General features: G+C 72.9%; 9 protein-coding genes. 4 read left to right on the forward strand and 5 right to left on the reverse strand.

Features of this window, described 5'->3' with window-relative positions:
- Positions 1-31 precede the first annotated feature (31 nt).
- The 4 genes from ABE438_RS10880 to ABE438_RS10895 all read left to right on the forward strand — a co-directional run bounded on the left by ABE438_RS10880 (position 32) and on the right by ABE438_RS10895 (position 4,758).
- Complete coding sequence (locus ABE438_RS10880; protein WP_346502637.1) at positions 32-952, forward strand: hypothetical protein; 921 nt, start codon at positions 32-34, stop codon at positions 950-952.
- Between the two features lie 193 nt (positions 953-1,145).
- Positions 1,146-2,696: a hypothetical protein gene (locus tag ABE438_RS10885; RefSeq protein ID WP_346502638.1), complete on the forward strand. Its 1,551-nt coding sequence runs from the start codon at positions 1,146-1,148 to the stop codon at positions 2,694-2,696.
- Positions 2,693-3,250, forward strand: coding sequence for a hypothetical protein (locus tag ABE438_RS10890; protein ID WP_346502639.1), 558 nt, complete (start codon positions 2,693-2,695; stop codon positions 3,248-3,250). The genes ABE438_RS10885 and ABE438_RS10890 overlap by 4 nt, the downstream gene beginning before the upstream one ends.
- Before the next feature lie 71 nt (positions 3,251-3,321).
- Entirely contained in the window at positions 3,322-4,758 is a 1,437-nt protein-coding gene (locus ABE438_RS10895) for a hypothetical protein (protein WP_346502640.1), read from the forward strand.
- An 84-nt stretch (positions 4,759-4,842) separates the two neighbouring features.
- On the opposite strand, the gene ABE438_RS10900 is transcribed toward ABE438_RS10895, so the two are convergent.
- The 5 genes from ABE438_RS10900 to ABE438_RS10920 form a co-directional block, all read right to left on the reverse strand.
- A complete protein-coding gene (locus ABE438_RS10900) occupies positions 4,843-7,881 on the reverse strand; it encodes a hypothetical protein (protein WP_346502641.1) in 3,039 nt (1,012 codons plus the stop codon).
- Positions 7,878-10,535 carry a penicillin-binding transpeptidase domain-containing protein gene (locus ABE438_RS10905; protein WP_346502642.1) on the reverse strand — a complete coding sequence of 886 codons (2,658 nt, stop codon included), beginning with the start codon at positions 10,533-10,535 and terminating at the stop codon, positions 7,878-7,880. The genes ABE438_RS10900 and ABE438_RS10905 overlap by 4 nt, the downstream gene beginning before the upstream one ends.
- Positions 10,532-12,019, reverse strand: a complete 1,488-nt coding sequence (locus ABE438_RS10910) for a hypothetical protein (protein WP_346502643.1) — start codon at positions 12,017-12,019, stop codon at positions 10,532-10,534. Before ABE438_RS10910 ends, ABE438_RS10905 begins: the two co-directional genes overlap by 4 nt.
- Before the next feature lie 123 nt (positions 12,020-12,142).
- The gene (locus tag ABE438_RS10915; RefSeq protein ID WP_346502644.1) at positions 12,143-15,682 is read right to left on the reverse strand and encodes a hypothetical protein; all 3,540 of its coding nucleotides are present in this window, start codon (positions 15,680-15,682) and stop codon (positions 12,143-12,145) included.
- The gene (locus ABE438_RS10920) at positions 15,679-18,069 is read right to left on the reverse strand and encodes a hypothetical protein (RefSeq protein WP_346502645.1); all 2,391 of its coding nucleotides are present in this window, start codon (positions 18,067-18,069) and stop codon (positions 15,679-15,681) included. The genes ABE438_RS10915 and ABE438_RS10920 overlap by 4 nt, the downstream gene beginning before the upstream one ends.
- Positions 18,070-18,203: the final 134 nt, after the last annotated feature.

Raw genomic sequence — 18,203 nt, forward strand, 5'->3', positions numbered from 1 at the left:
TCCTTCAACAGTCTGTCGCAGGATGACCATCATGGCTTTCCTCAAGCGTATCATGCTCGGGCTCGTGCTGCTGCTGCCTTTCGCGGTCGCGGCCAACGCCCAGTCCAGCAATTCCCGCATCAACCTGCTGGTGATGTCGGACGACGCCGATCCGGATACGGTTCCGCGCAACAACCGCATCTTCAACCGCGTCCAGCTGCAGCTGTCGGAGTATCTCAACACCCGCGGCTTCCAGGTCTATGACGAGACCAGCCTGGCGCTGGGCATCGCTCCGACCAGCCGGGTGCGCCGCCGCGACGCCGAGCTGATCGAGATCGCCCGCTCGGTCTCGACGCCGGTCGACGCCATGGTGGTCTACCAGATCTACGCCTCGGCCCGCCGCGGCGTCACCCAGTCGGGCGTGCGCTATCCGGAGATCCGCATCGCCGGCCGCGTGCTGAACGTCCGCTCGGGCCAGTTCATCGCCGCCTTCGAGGTCGGTGGCTTCCAGCTGCCGGCGCTGCCGAGCCCCTGCGGCGCCGAGTGCCTGCTCGAGACCGTCGGCACGCATTCCCGCGTCCTCGCCACCGATCTCGGCGCGGCGATCGCCCAGAAGCTCGAGGGCTTCGCCCGCCAGCCCGGCACGGCCGAGATCTCCAAGGATGGCGGCGTCGTCGCCGGCCCGGTCGGCGACGGCTGCAACAACCTGCCGACCGACTACGTCATCCAGCTGCGCGAGTTCACGGCTTCCGAGGTCGACCGCATCGAGGGCGAGTTCGTCCGCTGGGGTTGCTACCGCTCGCACCGCGCTACCACCGTCACCACGACCTCGGCCGATTATTTCTACAGCACCTCGGCCGACTCCGCCCGCCTGACCCGCAATTTCCGCCTGATGATGGAACTGGTCGGCCTCAACGGCCAGGTCACCTTCGCCGGCAACCGGGTCACGGTCACCAAGGTCTCGACCCGCTGAGCGGATGAGGTCCGGCCGGGGCGAACGCCCCGGTTCCAGCCCTGCGACGAGCCGCAAGCCGCCCGGTCGACAGCGACCGGGCGGCTTGTTACTTTGCGACGGCTGAAGATTGCACTGTCGCAGGCGCAGGTGGACGGGCTGGCAGGCCTGCCGCGCGATCGCGCCCGGTGCTCCACGCGGGCGGCAACGACATATGGACTGGGGTATCGATCCGGCGCGGGTCGCGGAGATTGGCACGATCGCGTCGTCTCGCCGCTTTTCCGCGCGCGACACCGAGAAATTCGTCCTGGCGATCACGGGCGGCGGCAGCGAGAACGCCGACCTGCCGCTCTGGGACATGCTGCAGGTGCTGTTCGCGCTGGGGGCGCTGACCGGCGACGCCAGGATGCCGCCGCGGGATGCGGCGATCGCCTGCATGCTCGACGAGACCGCCATGCTGCTGCGCCCCTTGCGCCAGGACGCGCCGGTGCGCGCCTCGCTGGCCGGGGCCGCGGTCTCGGCCTCAGGTGCCGAGCTCGCCTTGACCTATGGCGAGGGCAAGAGCCGCTCCTTCTCGTGGAACCGGGTGCGGCGCGCGCTCGGCCTCGCCGATTTCCTCTTCGCCGCCGAGCTGGACGAGCGCTCCGAGGGCGGGCTGGCGGCGCTGCGCAAGGGGCTCGACGAAATCTTCGCGCTCGGCCAGCTCGACGATGACGGGCTCAAGCGCGCGGTGCAGGAGCCGGCGCGCTTCATGCGTGCCTGGCGCCGGCGCCATCTGCCGCTGCTCGCCTTCGCCGACCTGATCCGCCAGCGCGAGGCTTTCCTCAACGCCAGCGGCCGGCGCGAGCGCCAGCGCGAGTTCGATCCGGATGATCTCGTCTCGCTGTGGAGCTTCGCCCTGCTGCATGGCGAGACCTGGAGCTTCGCCCGCTTCGCCGAGCGCTTCAGCGCCCTGATGCGCGAGGAGCGCGCGGGCGTCTCGCGGCGCGACTTCATGGCGCCGTCCTCGATGGACGATCTCAGCGCGCGCCAGCCGGCCGAGAATCCCGAGGAGGCGCTGATCGCCTGGCTCGACTACCAGGCGGTGATCGGCCAGCTCGAGCCGGAGGATCCGCCGGAGGACGAGGAGGACGAGCCGGAGGAGGACGAGGACGGCGTGCTGCGCGAGCGCGTCCACGCCGCGCTGATGCGCCTGCCCTCGGACCCGAAATTCCTCAACAAGGAGGAGCGCGAGGCGGTGGGCCGGGCGCTGGCGCTGCTGCCGATCGCCCATGAGCAGCCGCTGACGCTGTGCCGCTCGCGCGCGGTCGCGCCCTGGGAGAACCGGCTGGTCGAGGCCAGCCGCCGCGTCGCCGGCTCCAATCGCGGCCAGGTCGACCAGAACCCGGACCCGTTCGACTATGCCGCGATCGGGCGTTCGCTGGCCTCGCTCGGCCGGCGCTTCGACGAACTGCTGCTGATCGCCACTGCGCTCGGCGCCATGGACGACGAGCCGGCCGAGCCTGTCGCCGCCGAGGGGCAGAAGCTGCTGCGGCGCTGGCGGCACGACCGCGCGAGTTTCCGGATCGACGATGCGAAACTCACCCTGATCTTTGCAAGGCATGTGGGAGCACTGAGAACGGTCGCAGGAGCCCTGCACCGGATCAACAGGCAACAGAAGCGTTTCGGCGAGACGACGGACCTGCGCGGCCAGGCGGCGCTCGACGAAGCGAAGTTCACCGATGTCTTTTCGCAGCGCTATCAAGGGCGGTTGAAACGGCCATGACAGATTTCGCGACCCACGGCCCCATCGAGGAAGATCCGCGCATCGGCCGTGCCGCTGCGCGTCTGGTCATCTCGGCCCTGGCCGCCAGCGAGCCCGAGGAGCAGGCCGCGCCGGCCATCGGCCGCGCCGAGCTCTGGGCCCATGCGCGCCGGATCAAGGGCGACCCGGTCAACTTCGCGGCCGAGCGGGCGATCCGCACCGACCCGGAGGTCGCGCGCCTGTACCGCAAGCTGCTCTCCTTCCAGGCCGTCGCACGCAGCGAGCTCGCGGCGGCTGCCTATGACAGCAGCGCGACGCATCGCCGGATCGGCTCCTTCGAACTCGACGTGATCGAGGAAGACGACGCCCCGCCGGCCCTCGTCATCCAGTGCCTGTCCGACAGCGTGCCTGCGCCGACCATGATCGAGGTCGTCTCGATCGAGGGCGTGGTGCGCCTGGCGCTGCCGGCCCCGGTCGACGGCCATATCGTCATCGACCTGCCGCGGCAGGACGCCGAGCGCGACCTGCTGCGATTGATGCTCGCCAACCCGCTCGCGGGCGTTTATCTGCTTTAACGTCAGGGCGGGCCGCCGCGCGTGGCCCTCGCCACCGGCGTTGCGCAGGGCGGCTTCCGCGAGAGAGGACGATGGCTTCAGGGGATCAGAACGTCAGGCGCTCCGGTGTCTTCGTGGTCGTCCCGACCACCGACCAGCCGATCATCCTGAAGAAGCTCGCCTGGTCGGCGCGCGTGCCGGTGTCGCGCGTCGTGCTCGCCACCGAAAGCTCCGAGGTCTGCGAGCCCTGGAGCACGCAGTACAACAACGTGCTGCGCCCGGGCGAGCCGCTGCGCCACATCCTCGGCCTGCCGGACGGCGGCAGCTATCGGCTCGCAGCCTCCGGCGCGATCGACCAGGGCAAGAGCTGGATGGTGCCGGTCATGGCCGCCCATTGCGGGCTCGCCCATGGCGAGGCCGTGACGCACAAGGCCGCCGAGGCGCGCCTGCTGATCTGGGGCACGGGCGCGATCGACATCTCCGTCGCCGATACGGCGCGCGAGGCCGGCGTCACCCAGCAGGAATACCATCTCACCACAAAGATCGACCGCTCGCGCCATCTCTTCGCCGAGGCTGAGCATGCCGGCACGCCGGTTCTGGCGCTGGTCCCGCGCGGCGAGGAGGCCGAGCGCGCCGCCGCCATCCTCGGCAAGATCCTGGCCGGGCAGCCGCATCACATCGCCATTGTCGGCTCGCTCGCCGACATCGTCGCGCCGATCGAGCTCTATCTGCGCTCCGGCGCCTTCCTGCCGCCCGAGGCGCCGCCGCAGCCGACCGCCCCGGTATCAGCCTCGATGGCGCTGAGGCCGTTCGAGCCGGCGCCGGCCGAGCCGAAAGCCGAGCCTGCCCCAGCCGCCAAGGCCGCCGAGCCGGCCCCGGCTGCGCAGGCCGTGCCGGATGCCGGGCCTGCCGCGGCCGCGCCGCCGCCGCGCCGTTCCGTTCTCGGCGACGCGCCGACCTCGCCCGGCGGGGCGTCGAAGCTGCCGCTCGTCGCCGCCGCCTGCGTCCTGCTCGTCGTCGCCGCGGGCGCGGCCTATGTCGTGATGAAGCCGGCGGCCGACCCGGCCGGGGCGCCGCAAGGGGCCGTCGCCTCGCAGGGCCAGTCGCAGGCCGGCAGCCAGCCACGCCCGCCGGCGGCGCAGACCGTCTCGACCCAGCCCGCCGCCGATCCGGCGCCTGCCGCAGCGCCGGCGCTGGCGCGCCTCCTGGCGCTGACCCCGCCCGCCGGCAGCAGCTGCGAGGCGCAGGTCTACGAGCTGCGCCCACGCTATGCCGAGGCGCCGGTCGAGGTGCCCGAGGCGGCGACCGTCGAGGTCGAGGCGCAGGAGATCTGCGGCTTGGCGATCGAGCCGGTCGGCCCGGCCAAGGTACGTTTCCAGAGCGGTACCGGCCCCTCCGTCGTGGCCTCGAAATCGACGGCCAACCGCCTCGTCTTCAACCCGACCGCGACGCGCGCCGGTATCTCCTCCTTCCCGGTGATCGAGGTGACCGAGCCGAAGGCGCTGAAGATCGAGATCAAGCGCCGCTGAGCGGCGGGACCGGCATCCGCAACATCGCTGTCACGAAAAAAGCCCCGCGAGATGATCGCGGGGCTTTTTCAATCGCTCGCGGCGTCACAGCCCGGCGCGCGTCAGCCCGCGCCAGAGCCCCCAGGGCGGCGGGTCGCTGGTCGGCGAGATCTGCCGGATGGCGGCGAGGCGCCCGGCGATCAGGGCGAGCGCGATCGAGGGCAGCGCCATCAGCATGTGATGCGAGGTGGCTGCCGCGATGAAGGTCATCGGCTGTCCCATCACCGGCAGCAGGCCGATCGCATTGCCCCAGGAAATGCTCCAGTGCAGCGCGAAGATGGTGGCGACGCCGACCAGCACGATCGCGGTGCCCTTGTTGGCGCCCTCCTGGGCCGAGCCCATGGCGCGCTCGCGCATCAGGGTCACCGCGAGGCCGAGCAGGCCGGCGATGGTGATCACCTGCGCGGCGAGCAAGGCGAGCGCCGCGGGCAAACCGAAGCGCACGGCCAGGAATGTGGCGATGAAGTCGTTCTGCACCACCGGCAGCCGCACGAGGTCGCTCACCGTGAAGCGGCTCGTCGCATCCTCGGCGATCTCGCTCCTGCGCTCGGCGATCGGCGTGTGCGGCGTGCCGGGCAGCATGGCGCAGAGCGAGACCGGCGAGGGCGGCAGCTCGTCGAGGGCGCGGCGGATCTCCACCGGCGTGCGGTCGAGGCCGAGATCGAGCCTCGCCAGCGTGCAGGGCATTTCGGCCAGCGCGACCTTGGATTGCAGCAGCTGGAAGCCGAGATCGCGATGGATCACGTCGGGCAGGCGCTGCTCGCCGTCGGCGACCGCCTCGCGCTTCACGGCGTGATCGAGATCGTACCAGGTGATCAGGCGCTCGGCCGGCTTGTTGAGCGAGCCGGCGCGGGCCCGCTCCAGCACCTCGATCGCCGCCATGCGCTCCTTCGGCAGCGTCCACAGCCCGGAGATGCCGTAGCTCACCAGATTGGGGAAGATGTAGATCAGCGCGGCGTTGATGCCGAGCAGCGTCACCAGCACCAGGGCGAGCACGCCGCCGCGCGGCCAGCCGAGGCGGCGCACCTTGCGCTGCGGCGCATCGGCCCGCCGCAGGAAGACGCGCATGATCGCGAAGAGGCGCTTCAGCGTGCTCGGCAGCAGGAAGGCGAAGGCCAGCACCACCGCCGTGGTCATCATGATCAGCACCGGCGAGTAGTCGCTCTTGAGGAACGGTACCGCGGTCTGGAACAGGATGAAGATCAGCAGCGTGCCCAGGCTGACGCTCAGCCAGGAGATGTAGTTGCGCTGGTTGTAGAAGAAGTCGATCCGCGAGAAGCCCAGGAAGATGTGCGCCAGCACCAGCACCAGCGCGATCTTGCCGACCTCGACCGGCTGGAAGCCGGCGACGCCGGTCTCGGTGCCGACCACCGCCCAGACGACGAAGCCGCTCAGGATGACGATCGCCGGCACGGCCCGCAGCAGCTGGTCCTTGAAGCCGGCCCCCATGAAGAAGGAGCGCGGCAGCGCGGCGATGGCGCGCTGCGGCTGGCAGGCGATGACGATCGCCACCACCGGCACGAGGTCGAAGAACAGCAGCTTGTTCTTCTCGGCATGGATGGTGAAGTCGGTCTTCTCCGCGTCGATGCCGAGCGCCAGCAGCGTCAGGCTGCCGAGACAGCACAGCATCAGGAGGCCGAGCCAGGTGACCCGCAGCGCCGTCGCGAAGCGCGAGCCGACCATGATCGCCACGCAGGCGATGGCGTAGGCGATGATCGTCGCATGCAGCGCCGATTCATAGGAGATCGAGACCCCGCCCAGCCGCGACAGCTCGGGCGAGAGCGCCAGCATCGTCGTCGCGCCGATCAGCGCGGTGGCGCCGAGCGCGCCGACCAGCCTGACCAGGATGGCGCTGCGCCGGAAGGCGGTGGCGGAATGCAGCGCCGAGAGCACGCCGAACAGCGCGACCGACAGGACCAGCGCCAACCGCACCGCGCGTTCGGCGCCGTTGAGCGAGGAGAGCGGGTTGCCGATCTCGGCCGCGGACATCGGCTGGCGCGGCGGTGTCACCACCGGGCGGATGCCGTCGGTAGCGGCGCTGGCGCGCAGCGCCTCGGCATCCTCCGGCGCAAAGCGATGCGTCTTGCTCAGCGGCGTCAGGCGCAGCGGCAGGCGGCCGTTCGCCTCGCTGCCGATCTCGACCGCATAGCGCGTGCGCCCGATGATCATGTGGCTGAGGCGCGACGGGCCGTCGGGATCGAGCTCCCAGGCGATGTCGGTGAAGTCGGTGACACGCTGGTTACCGCGCGCGAACACCACGGGCGGCCGCGGTGCGTCGACCGCGTCGCCCGGCGCCAGGAAATAGCTGCCGCCGCGCGTCATGATGCTGAGCGACTTGAAGGGCAGGGCGGTGGCCGCGACATGCGCCTCCTCCCGGACCGAGCAGGTCAGGCGCCCGCCCAGCGAGACGATGCGGTCCTCGCCGCGCTCGTCGGCGGCGATCATGCCGGTGACCACCGCGCGCACCCGGTCGTTGGTCTTGCGCGGCTGGCAGACGGGCAGCGCCTCGCCGTCGAGCCGCAGCGTCGAGATCGGGCCGGCGGAATCGATGGTGAGCTTGCGCGCGGCCGGCTTGCCAGCCTCGGTCAGGGTCAGCGCCAGCCGGCCCGGGCTCGCCTCGTCCACGGCGATGCTCAGGGCGCCCGCCGCGATGCGGTCGCCGGGCTGGAAGCGCCAGCGCGCCGAGAAGCTGCCGGCACCGTTCTGGTAGTCGAGCCAGAGGCGGCGATTGTTGGCGACGTTGCGGATGGTGACGCGGCCGTCCGCCTGCCGGCTCAAGCTCACATGGCGGGCCTCGGCCGCATCGAAGCGCTGCGGCTGCAGCAGCTCGCGTCGGCCGATCGTCAGGCTGTCGCCGCGGGCCAGCGTCAGGTCGAGATGGTCGAGGCTGACCACCGGGCGCGCCGTTGCGATCAGATAGCTCGCATTGTGCCACCAGAAGGCGAGGATGCCGAGGCAGGCTGCGAGCAGCAGCAGGCCGGTCAGCGCGTTGCCAGCGGAGCCCACGCGCAGGCGTGGCAGGCGGAAGGGCCGGAAGTCGAGCCAGCGGCCGACGAGCTGGCGCAGGGCGGTGGTCTCGCTCACTTCCGGTCTCCCAGCGCGGCGACCTTGCCGAGCAGCCCGGCCATCAGGCGGCCGCAGGCGCGCCCGCCGGTCTCACGTGTATGCGAGACCAGGCAGGTGAAGGCGACGCGCTTGCGGCCGGCGACGTCGTTCATCCAGCCGGCGAACCAGGCCGAGTTCATGCCGTCGGTGGTGTCGGCGGTGCCGGTCTTGCCGAAGATGCGGCGCCGGACCTCGGGCGGCAGCGAGGCCATCACGCCGGCCGCCGTGCCGCCGGGCGAATTGACCACGCCGAACAGGCCTCGCTGGGCCGCATCGAGATAGACCTCGGCCTGGCGCGGATCCATGCCCGGGATCACCGGCTCGCCCTCGCCGGTCTGCGGCGCCTCGGCGACGTCGTCGACCGGCTTCAGCACGCGCGGGCGGATGACCTTGCGCGCGCCGAGCGAGCCGTAGATCGAGGCCATCGCCACCGGCGTCGCCCGGACGCCCTGGCCGTAGGAGTTGGTGACGAGGTCGATGCGGCGGGCATTGCGCTTGTCCTCGACCGCTAGGTCGAGCGCCTCGCCGGTTAGGCGCTGGGCGCCGGGCACGATGCCGCGGGTCAGGTCGATCCCCGGCTGCACGGCCTTGCCGGGCTGGGTGATCGGGTAGAGGTGCTCGGTCAGGCGCGCGAGGGTGGTGCCGGTGCGCTCGGCCACCGTGGTCGGCCGGCCGCCGACCTTGCGCCCGTCCATCACCAGCGCCACGCCGGCGAACCAGAGGTTGGACGACTTGATCAGCGCCTCGCAGAAGCCGATCTGCGCGCCGCGGCCGCCATCGGGGCAGCCGGTCTGCGCCGGCGAGAGGATGCCGACATTGAAGCCGGCACCGCCATAGTTCGTGATCTGCACGCCGTCGACATTGAGCCCGCCGCCGCCGGGAATGCCGAACATCTGGGCCTGCTGGGCCGGCGGGGTGCGGCCGAGGATGATGTCGTTGAGCCGCGGCATCTCCTCGGAGGCGAGTATGCCGGCGAGGCCCGTCACCAGCTTGAAGGTCGAGCCGGGCATGGTGTGCACGTCGCCGGCGCGCCAGCCATGGCCGGCCAGCGGGCTGTCGCTGTCGCGCCCGGTCGAAAGCGCCTGGATGTCCCAGCTGTGCATGCCGGGCACGAAATCCGGCCAGCTCGCCAGCGCCAGGATCGAGCCCGGCTCGTCGCCTGCGTCCATCAGAACCACGACGGCGCGGCCGTCGCCCTGGTCCGGCGGCTCCTGCTCGGGCGCCAGGTTGACCGGCAGCGGGCCGGGCCGGCGCGGGCGCTTGCCGCGGCCGAGACGTTCACCCATATGGCCGTAGACCGCTTCCTGGGCCAGCTTCTGCAGCCGCGGCTCGACGGTGAGCACCAGGTCCTGGCGCGTGCGCGCCCGGCCGAGCGCCGCCGAGAGCGAGCCGACATCGCCCGAGCCGTAGCCGATCATCGCCGTCAGGCCGAGCTCGTCGACCACCGGCAGCGGAATGCCGTTGGCGTCGAGCGCCGGCGAGCCGTCGGCGAAGGCGAGGCCGCGGCTGGCGCCGCTGCGGCGCTGCGTGACCGAGCCGCGCCAGTCGAGCTCGCAGACGAGCTGCGTCTTGTCGCGCTCGCAATCGGCCTCGATATGCGAGGAGCGCCAGAGCTTGACCTTGCCGTCCTCCGGCTTGGCGCCGCCTGAGCCGAGGATCTCGCGGGCACGCGGCGGCACGGCGCGCACCGGCGTGCCCTCGAAGCCGATCTCGACCTCGCGCCGGCGCTGGCCGGTGATGGTGAAGCGCCAGCCATGCGGCAGGCCGCTCTGGGCCTCTTCGGCGCAGGTGGCGAAGGCGTCGCTGTCGGAGCAGACCCGTTCGGCGGCGATGCTCATGCCCGCCAGCCGCACCGTCTGCGAATCGCGCTTGGGATCGAGATTGGCGCGCTCGTTGCCGATGCGGATCAGGCCGGGCTCGAGGATCATGTCGATGGTGACGCGGCGGTTGCCGGCCGGCAGGCGGGTGCCGAGCACCAGCCGGTCCTCCGGGCTGCGCAGCGGGCCGAACAGCGCCCAGTCGGAGAGCTGGCGGGCGCGGCGCGTGGCGAAGTCGGAGAAGTCGCGCGGCGGTGGTACGGCGCCGGGCAGGAGGTTCAGCGGCGCCGCGAGGTCGGTCGACTGGGCGACGCGTGCGGTCCAGCTCGGCGGGCGGCAGCCGGCGGGGACGACCGGCAGGCTCAGCGGCGTGCCGTCGGCGCAGCGCTGGTCGGCGGCACGGTCGTCGCGGGCGCCGGCGACGAGGAAGGAGTTGTTCCAGGCCAGCATCTCGGAGCGGACCTGGGCGCCGGCCGGCAGGGTGCAGAGCCGGTCGAGCAGGGTGCGCGAGAAGCCCTTGGTGCCCTGCGGCGTCGGCACCGCCAGCGACGGGTCGAACAGCGCCTCGCAGGGTTGCGAGCGGATCACCGGCCCGGTCGGGTCGAGCCAGATCAGCCCGGTCGAGACCGCCTGGGCGAACAGGTCCTCGTTGGAGCGGCTGGTCTCGGTGAAGTCCGGCTGCTTGATCCAGGCGCGGCTGGCGGCGAGTTCGCCGATCAGCCCGCCGGAGAGCCAGAGGAAGCCGGCGATGGTGACGAGCGCGACCGCCAGCGCCGTCAGGCTGCGCCGCAGGCCCTTGAGCAGCGGATGGTTCATCGCGCCGCCTCCCGGTACTCGACGACCAGCGGGCCGAGCACGAAGGGCCCGTTCGGCGGCACGACGCAGGTACCGGCCGGCTGCGCCTTGCGGTCGCCGAGCAGCCAGACGTCGCCGGCCGACTGCACGGCGACGCCGCCCGGCGCGGCGGCGATGAAGCCGACGGGGTTGTGGTCGTAGAGCGCGTCGAGCCGCTCGACCGCGCCCGAGCCGAACTGCACGCGCACCGCCTCGCCGAGCCAGTCGAAGGTGCCGTAGCCGCGGGCCGACTGGTCGGGCCCGAAGGAGATCGGCGTCTGCTCGCGCGGCAGGCCGATATAGCCGAACTCGCCCTCCTCGAGCATCAGCACCGAGCGCTTGCGGTTGTCGAAGCCGAGCGTGTCGGCGCGGAATTCGCCGCCGCTGCGGGTGTAGCGCAGCTCGCGCCGGTCATAGCGCCTGGCGTCGCGCCCCTGGACCACGATGCTGTCGCGCTGGGCCAGCATGGCCGAGGAGAGCAGGCGGCCGCCATGGCTGCGCTCGACCCAGTAGCGCGCGATCTTGCGTCCGCCGAGCTGTTCGGGGATCGCAAGGCCGATCACCGCCAGATGCGGTCCGCGCGGCGGCTGGCCCTGCAGGCGGCCGGGCCGCTTGTCGAGGATGACGTCGACCATGCCGAGTGAGACCCGCCCGGTCTGCGGCCGGATGCCGAGGATCTCGTAGCGCGCGTCGATGCCGCTGTCGGGCGGGATCGCCAGCGTCTCGACCTGGATCGCCTGGCCGCGGGCTTCGGGCGTCTGGGGCAGGGCGGTCAGGAGCGGAAGCCCGCCGGCCTCGCGCGCCGAGGCGTCGACCGGGTAGCGGCCGAGGAAGAAGATCGTCCCGGCCGGCAGGTCGGGATGGACGGCGGCCGTCAGCATCTCGCTGCGCGAGAAGGCGAAGCGCGCCTGGCCGGGATAGAGCCCACCCGGCGTCGCGGCGCCGATCACCGGCTGGCCGATCGCGATGTCGGCATCCTGGCGGATCACCACCTCGCCGCGCGGAAGGCGCCCGGCGGGCGGGGCGTGGACGCCATGGCCGAGATAGACCGCGACCGGCGCGCCGGCATGCAGGCTCTGCTCGACATGGACGCTGACGCCGATATCGGGGTCGATCACGTCGCGAAAGCGCTGCTCGATGCGATCGGCGAGGAAGCGCCCGAGCTCCTGCGCGCCGGGCAGCGCTTCGGCCGTGAGCACCACCAGCGAGGTGAAGGGCGTGTCGATCGGCTGCGGGCCGCTGCCGCCATCGACCAGGGTGATGCCGCGCTGGCGGTCGATCAAATCCTCCAGCGAGACCTTGCCGTCCTTGGTCGGCTGGCCGCCGCGCGTCAGCTGCAGCAGCGGCTTGCGCCAGAGATTCTCGATGTCCGGCATCGGCTCGCCGGCTTCGCCCGCCACCGCCCGCAGGCAGCTGAGCTGCCGCGGATCGTGCATCACGAGGTCCATCAGGTCGGGGAGGGCCATGAGGTCAGCTCACTCGGCAGGAAGGGACGGCCCGCGAGGCGGGCGCGAAACGGACAGGCGGCAAGCCTGCGATTGCAGCGGTCAGGGACGGTTTCGGCAGGGTTGCCATCACCGGCCTCCCTCTCAGTAGATCCGCGAGACGCGGTCGTGCTCGATGCGCCAGCAGGCCTCCCAGCCCTCGTTGGCGGCCAGCACCGTCACCTTGCGGCTCGTCGGCGACAGCACCTCGCTGACGATCTCGCAGGGACCGAAGGCATCGAGCCCCTCGCGATGCGCCTCGACGATCGAATCGCCCTCCAGCACCACCATCGGATCCTGCCCGCCGAGCAACGGCCGCAGTCGCGACAGCGCCTTGCCCTGCGGGTCGAGGCCCGGGATCGTGCGCACGAACTGGAAGCGCCGGCCGAGATTGGCCCGCCCGCCGAGGCTGGGGGCCGCCGCGTCGTGCTCGGCGTGCAGGCGCGCGCCCGAGCCCATGTCGTAGCCGAGGTAATGGATGCGCTCGGCGGCGAACTCGGTGCGCAGTCCGGTGGCGCCGAGGTCGCGCATCTGCACCGCCATCGCAGCGATGCCGAGCGGGTTGGGATGCAGCACGGTCGAGGCGGCGAGATCGCCCTCGATGCCGAGAATGGCGGCGCCGGCGATCACCGCCTTCTTCATCTCCGCCGGCGCGAAGGGCCGCGCGAAGGGGAAGGCGGCATGGCTGGCGCGCGCCTCCCGGGCGATCGCCTCGAAGATCGGCGGCCAGAGCGCGGCGCGCCCGGTCGGCACCATCACCATGCTCGGCCGCTGCAGCGGGTTCGGCCCCGCGGCGCGCGCCATGCGCGGCAGCATGCCGCCCAGCACGGCCGCGATCTCGGTGAGGCGCTGCGAGGCCGCGCCGCCGCCGGCCTCGATCGCCCGCCGGCCGATCCGCAGCACCAGCCGGCGCACCTCGTCGCGGCCGGCCGGATCGAGGACCAGCGACAGGCCGTCCGGCAAAGCGGTCGCGGCCAGCGCGGGCTCGCCCTGGGCGACGAACAGGCCGGCATCGTCGCCGTCGCGCCGGATCTCGGCCAGCACGACATCGAGCGTCTCGTCTTCTGCGTCGGCGTCCCAGCGATAGGCGCCGTCGCCGGCATCCGCCCGGGCGCAGAGCCCGGCGGTCAGCCCTGCCTTGGCCTGCTTCAGCGCCTTGCGCAGCCAGGCGCGGGCGGCCAGTGCCGCGGCGTCCTGCCGCTGCGCGGCGCGGGCGAGCGAGGCCTCGGCGAAGGCCGGCTGCCAATGGGCGTCCTGCCCGGCCATGGCGCGGTCGATCAGCCCGGCGACGATCTCGGCCAGCGCCTCGTCGATCAGGTCGCCGCCGAGCGGCAGGCCGAAGGTCGCCAGCGTCTGGTTGGTGAGCCGGTCGCCGTCGCGGGCGAGCCGGGCGAGGGCGACGTCGCTGGTGCCGCCGCCGATGTCGAGCGTGACCAGCAGCGCCTCGCCCTGGTCCGGCACGGCAGCGCGCACCTCTGGCAGGCTGGCGACATAGCGCGCGGCCGCGACCGCCTCCGGCACGGTCACGGCGGTGTCGGGGAAGCTGGTGGCGCCGGGATAGAGCCGCTCGAGCCGCTGGGTGAACAGCTCCAGCGCGGCGCGATAGCGCGAAGTCACCTCGTCGGCGATGCCGCTCGGGCAGGAGATCAGGATGCGCGGGACGATCGGCGGCGGCGCCTGGTCCTCGACCCGCAGCCGGTCCTCGCCGAGGCGCAGCACATAGAGGTCGACCAGCTCGTCGAGCACGTCGGCGACCAGCGGCGCGATCTCGACCGTGTTGGTCGCGACCACGCGGTCGCTGCCGGCATCGTAGCGGTGCACCTGCTCGGGCAGCGTCAGCGAGACGGCGCCGGAGGTCAGCGCGTGCTTGAGCGAATCGATGCGCTTGCCGCCGGCCGGCAGGCCGGGCAGGGGCGGCGGGGCCGGCGCCGAGACGTCGTAGCGCCGCGCATAGGCCTTGAGCCGACGGGTCACCGTGCCCCGGTCCGCGCCGATCAGCGTCAGGTCGGTCAGGGAGTGCGGCGCGTGGTCGGCGCGCAGATGGTTGCCGGAATCGAGCCCGACCTGGCTGGGAATCAGCGGCGAGCTGCCGCCGTCCTGCAGGCCGGCCTCGCCATGGCCCGGATCGACATGGCGCGCCAGCCAGGAGCCGAGCGGCAACGGCTTGATCTGCGTCGCCCGGCCGGCGGCCCGCGGCGCACCCGACCAGATCGAGGTGGCGGAGGCGCCGAGATCGATGCAGATCGGCAGGCGGTGGACGCGGCGGCTGTAGCGCAGCGGCAGGCTCGCCGCGAGCAGCGGTCTGCCGTCGTCGTCGCCGGCGGTGACGGTCGCCGAGACGGTGATCGGCCCGCGCAGCACGTTGGGGCCGCTGGTGCGCACCAGGCGCGACAGCGTCGTGGTCAGTTGCTGCATCGGCACGATGGTGCGGCCGCGCCGCCCGGAATCGCCGTCTCGGACGATCTCGAGCTGGAGCGGCGTATCCGGCTCGGCGATCTCGTCCTCGCCGATCCGGCTCGTCACCGCGACCGTCAGCGGCGCGGTGCGGGTCAGGGGCCAGCGGCGCAGGTCGACGACCAGCCCCTCGCAGCGCACGATGCTGCTCTCGTCGTCGGGGTCGACCTCGGCCTGGAGGCCGCCGTCGAGCGTCACGCGCGTGGTCTCTCCCAGCGGGCAGGGGACATGCGAGCCGGCGACGCTCAGCACGACCTCGCCGCGGTTCTGGCTGCGGATCGGCACCGAGCGCGCCTCGAGCGCCGTGCTCCAGGGCGCGCCCGGCCCGTCGGGATCGTTGCCCGTGCCGTCCTGCGCATACCAGCCGGCGAGCTTGGCGGTCAGCCTGATCTGGAGGGCGGCGCGGGCATTGGCCTGGACCGTCTCGTCGACGAAATCGAGCACGGCGTCGCGCGCCAGCGCCACGTCGAGCCGGATCTCCTGCCCGGCGAGCGCCGGGGCGTCGGCGAGCCAGAGCAGATGGCGGCAGGTGCTCGCGCCGGTCTCGGGATAGCGCCGCAGCGAGACCGAATGGTCCATCGGCACGGCGATGGCGAGCGAGAGGTGCTGGGCCTTGAGGCCGAAGCAGCTGGCCTCGATCATCAGGCCGCGCCGCGCCTCCAGCACGATGTCGCGGGGCACGTCGATGGCGATCTGGCTGACCGCGACGGTCTTGCCGGCGGCGAGCGCGTCGAGGTCGATCTCTGCCGGCTCGATCCGCCAACCGGGCTGCGAGGCGCCGGCCAGCACCGCGACCTTGAGGATCCTGCGCGGCGAGACGCGCGTGCCGGCGGCCGTCTCGACGACGGTCGAGAAGGCGATCTCCAGGCTCGGATCGCTGTCGAGATCGTCGTGCTGGCGATGGTTGGCGACGGCACGCATCAAGGCGTCGCGCCGCAGGCCGAGCGTCAGCCGCTCGCCGGCGCGGATCGCCGCCTTGTCGAGCAGCTGCTCGCCCTGCAGCCAGCCGATGTCGACGCCGCTGGACAGGCTGGGCGCATGCGAGACCAGCGAGACCGTGACGGCCTTCACCATGTCTTCCGGCGCCTCGAAGGCGAGCACGCCGATCAGCGCGTCGCTGCGGTCGAGCGCGATGGTGGCGCCGAAGCTCGCCAGCCTGGTCTCGAGATTATAGCAGGCTGCGGCGCTCATCCGTTCTCTCTTCCGGCCTCGGCCTCGGCTTCGGCCTGCGGGGGCAGCGCGCCGGACAGCGACGTGCCCCAATCGCGCTCCAGCCCGGAGACGGCGGCCGCCGCCTCCAGATAGCGGGCCAGCGTGTCGCCCGCGCCGGCGCGCAGCCGCCGATAGGCGGCGCCGAAGCCGGGATCGTGGGCATCGCCCAGCGCCTTTTCGGCGAAGGGCACCGTGGCGAAGACGGCGTCCGCCTCGCGCAGGGCGGCATTGGCGAGCAGCAGCCGGCCGTAGCCGGCGAGCGTCCGGCGCAGCGCCGAAGCCTCCTCGCCGCCATCGCCCGGCCCGAGCGTCGCGGCGATGCCGGCATCCAGCGCCGCGAGTCCGGGGCGCAGGGTCTCGATCGCATCGACGGTGGTGACGAACCCCTGGCTGCCTGCGGCGAGCCGCGTCGCGCCGCGCAGGCTGTCGCCGGCCCTGTCGCTGCGGGCGGCGAGACCGCCGAGACCAGCCGTCGCCTCCCAGTCGGCGATCAGCCGCGCGGCGATCGCGCCTTCGGCGACCCCCCGGCGCAGCCCGGCGAAATGGCCGTGCACCAGCACGATCTCGCCGGGCGTCAGCTCGCCCAGCCGGCGCGACAGATCCTCGCTCAGGGCGGGTGCGACGCCCGCCTCGGCGGCGGCCGAAGCCAGTTCGCTGCGCATGCGGGCGACGGTTTCGAGCGGCGGCATCGCGGCCGGGCGTCGCGCCGCCTTGCGGCGCAGGTCCAGCAGCAGGCTGTCGAGGCTGCCGAGCTGGCGCTGGCCCCGGCTCTTGCGCGCGGCGGCGACGGTCTGCTCGACCTCGGCGACCAGCGCCTCGGTCAGCCAGTTCTGATGGGCGCTGGCCGCGACGTCGTGCAGCAGGCGCATCGCCTGCCGGTCCTGGCCGGCCAGCGCCATGGCCTCGCGGCCGAGCAGGCTCGGCAAAGCGGGATCCTCGTACCAGGCGAGCAGACGCTCGAACTGCCCGGCGCTGCGCCCGCCGCCAGGGGCGGAGGGCAGCAGCCGGGCCGCGCAGGCGCGCGCCGCCAGCCGCGGCTCGGCCATGGCCCAGAGCATCAGCGCGATCTGCTCGTCGAGCGGGCGCTCGCCCAGTTCGTCGGTGCGCGACGGGTCGAGCCCGCAGCTCTCCGCCAGCGCGTCGAGCAGGCTGCTGCGCCGGCCGGGCGCGCGGGCGCGGGCGTCGAGGCGTGCGAAGGGGCCGGATGCGGCGAGCGCGCGGGCGGCCGCGATGCCGTCGAGCACGGCGGCGAGCCGCTGCGGCCGCGTCGCCGCGCCCTGCTGCCAGAGCCGGGCGGCGAGCCGTCCGGCGGCCTGTGCGAGATCGTCGTTGAGCGGTGCGCCGCCGGCAGCCTCGCCGGCCACCACCAGCGCGCCCGCGCCCTGTCCGGCGAGCGTCAGCCCGGTGCCGACCGCGGCCTGATAGCGTTCGCGATGCGAGAAGGCGGCGAGGCGCCCGTCCTGCCAGCGCAGCGCCAGCGGCGCGCCGGTGACGGTCTCGCCCTCGCCGGTCCAGCTCAGCTGGCGGCGGGGTTCGGCGAAGAGCACGATCTCGTCCGCCTCGCGCCAGTCGGCGAGCGTCAGGCGCGCCGCGCTGGCACCGGTCGGGAGGGGATGGTGCAGGGTGAAGCCGCGGCGCAGGGCGGCGACCGGGTCGAGCCCGCTCGCATCGCGCTCCTGCGTATCTGCGGAGGCGCCGTCGAGGGCGTCGAGCTCGCTTTCGATCGCGACCCGCAGCTCCGGCTCGATCTGCGCCAGCGCCCGGCGGGCCTCGCGCATCGCCGCCGGCATGTGCGCGACGAGGATGCCGCTCGCGCTGCCGCTGCCCGCGAAGCTCAGGACCAGCCCGCCGGCAGCGTCCCGCGCCGCGCTGGCGCGGGTCTGCGTCGCCTCGGCGTCGGCCGGATGCAGGAAGGGGCCGGCGAGCAGGCGAAGCCCGGCGGCGGCGTCGCCACCCGCCTGGTTGAGGCCGCTCGCCACCAGCGTCTCGCCGACATCCGGGCGGCTGCCGGCCGCGACATGCGCGACTGTCAGCGCATCCGGCGTCGCGCCGGCATGGGCCAGCACCAGCGAGAGGCCGCCGGCGCCCGCCTCGGCCTCGCCCGGCACCAGGCGCTCGTCGAGCTGGACCGAGACGGAGAGACGCTCGCCCGCGGCCGAGAGCGACACCGCGTGCACGACCCGGCTGCCCTGCGGCAACAGGCCGACCAGCGGCGAGGCTTCGCCGTCGCCGGCCGCGATCAGCGTGACGCGGCCGCCGGTCTCCTCGGCGGCGAGGAAACGCGTCGCGACGCTCTCCGTCCAGACCGCCGCGACATGACGCGCGCCGTCCCAGAGGATGGTGACGGGGGCCACCGATGGATTCACGGGCGACGGCTCCGGGATGCGGGGGAAGGACCTTGCGGCATGGACCTTGCGCGATGGCCGGGCGTCTTGCAAGACGCCCCAGAGGGCGCCGCAAACGGCCCGTGACACGGGGTTTCGGGCGCCGGGAGCGCGCG

This window comes from Allobosea sp. TWI1241, assembly GCF_039673065.1.
Taxonomy (GTDB): domain Bacteria; phylum Pseudomonadota; class Alphaproteobacteria; order Rhizobiales; family Beijerinckiaceae; genus Allobosea.

Bases quoted from the DNA above. Each gene is read 5' to 3' on its own strand.
- ABE438_RS10885 (WP_346502638.1), top strand. From the start codon at position 1,146: ATGGACTGGGGTATCGATCCGGCGCGGGTCGCGGAGATTGGCACGATC.
- ABE438_RS10895 (WP_346502640.1), top strand. From the start codon at position 3,322: ATGGCTTCAGGGGATCAGAACGTCAGGCGCTCCGGTGTCTTCGTGGTC.
- ABE438_RS10910 (WP_346502643.1), bottom strand. From the start codon at position 12,019: ATGGCCCTCCCCGACCTGATGGACCTCGTGATGCACGATCCGCGGCAG.
- ABE438_RS10890 (WP_346502639.1), top strand. From the start codon at position 2,693: ATGACAGATTTCGCGACCCACGGCCCCATCGAGGAAGATCCGCGCATC.
- ABE438_RS10915 (WP_346502644.1), bottom strand. From the start codon at position 15,682: ATGAGCGCCGCAGCCTGCTATAATCTCGAGACCAGGCTGGCGAGCTTC.
- ABE438_RS10905 (WP_346502642.1), bottom strand. From the start codon at position 10,535: ATGAACCATCCGCTGCTCAAGGGCCTGCGGCGCAGCCTGACGGCGCTG.
- ABE438_RS10880 (WP_346502637.1), top strand. From the start codon at position 32: ATGGCTTTCCTCAAGCGTATCATGCTCGGGCTCGTGCTGCTGCTGCCT.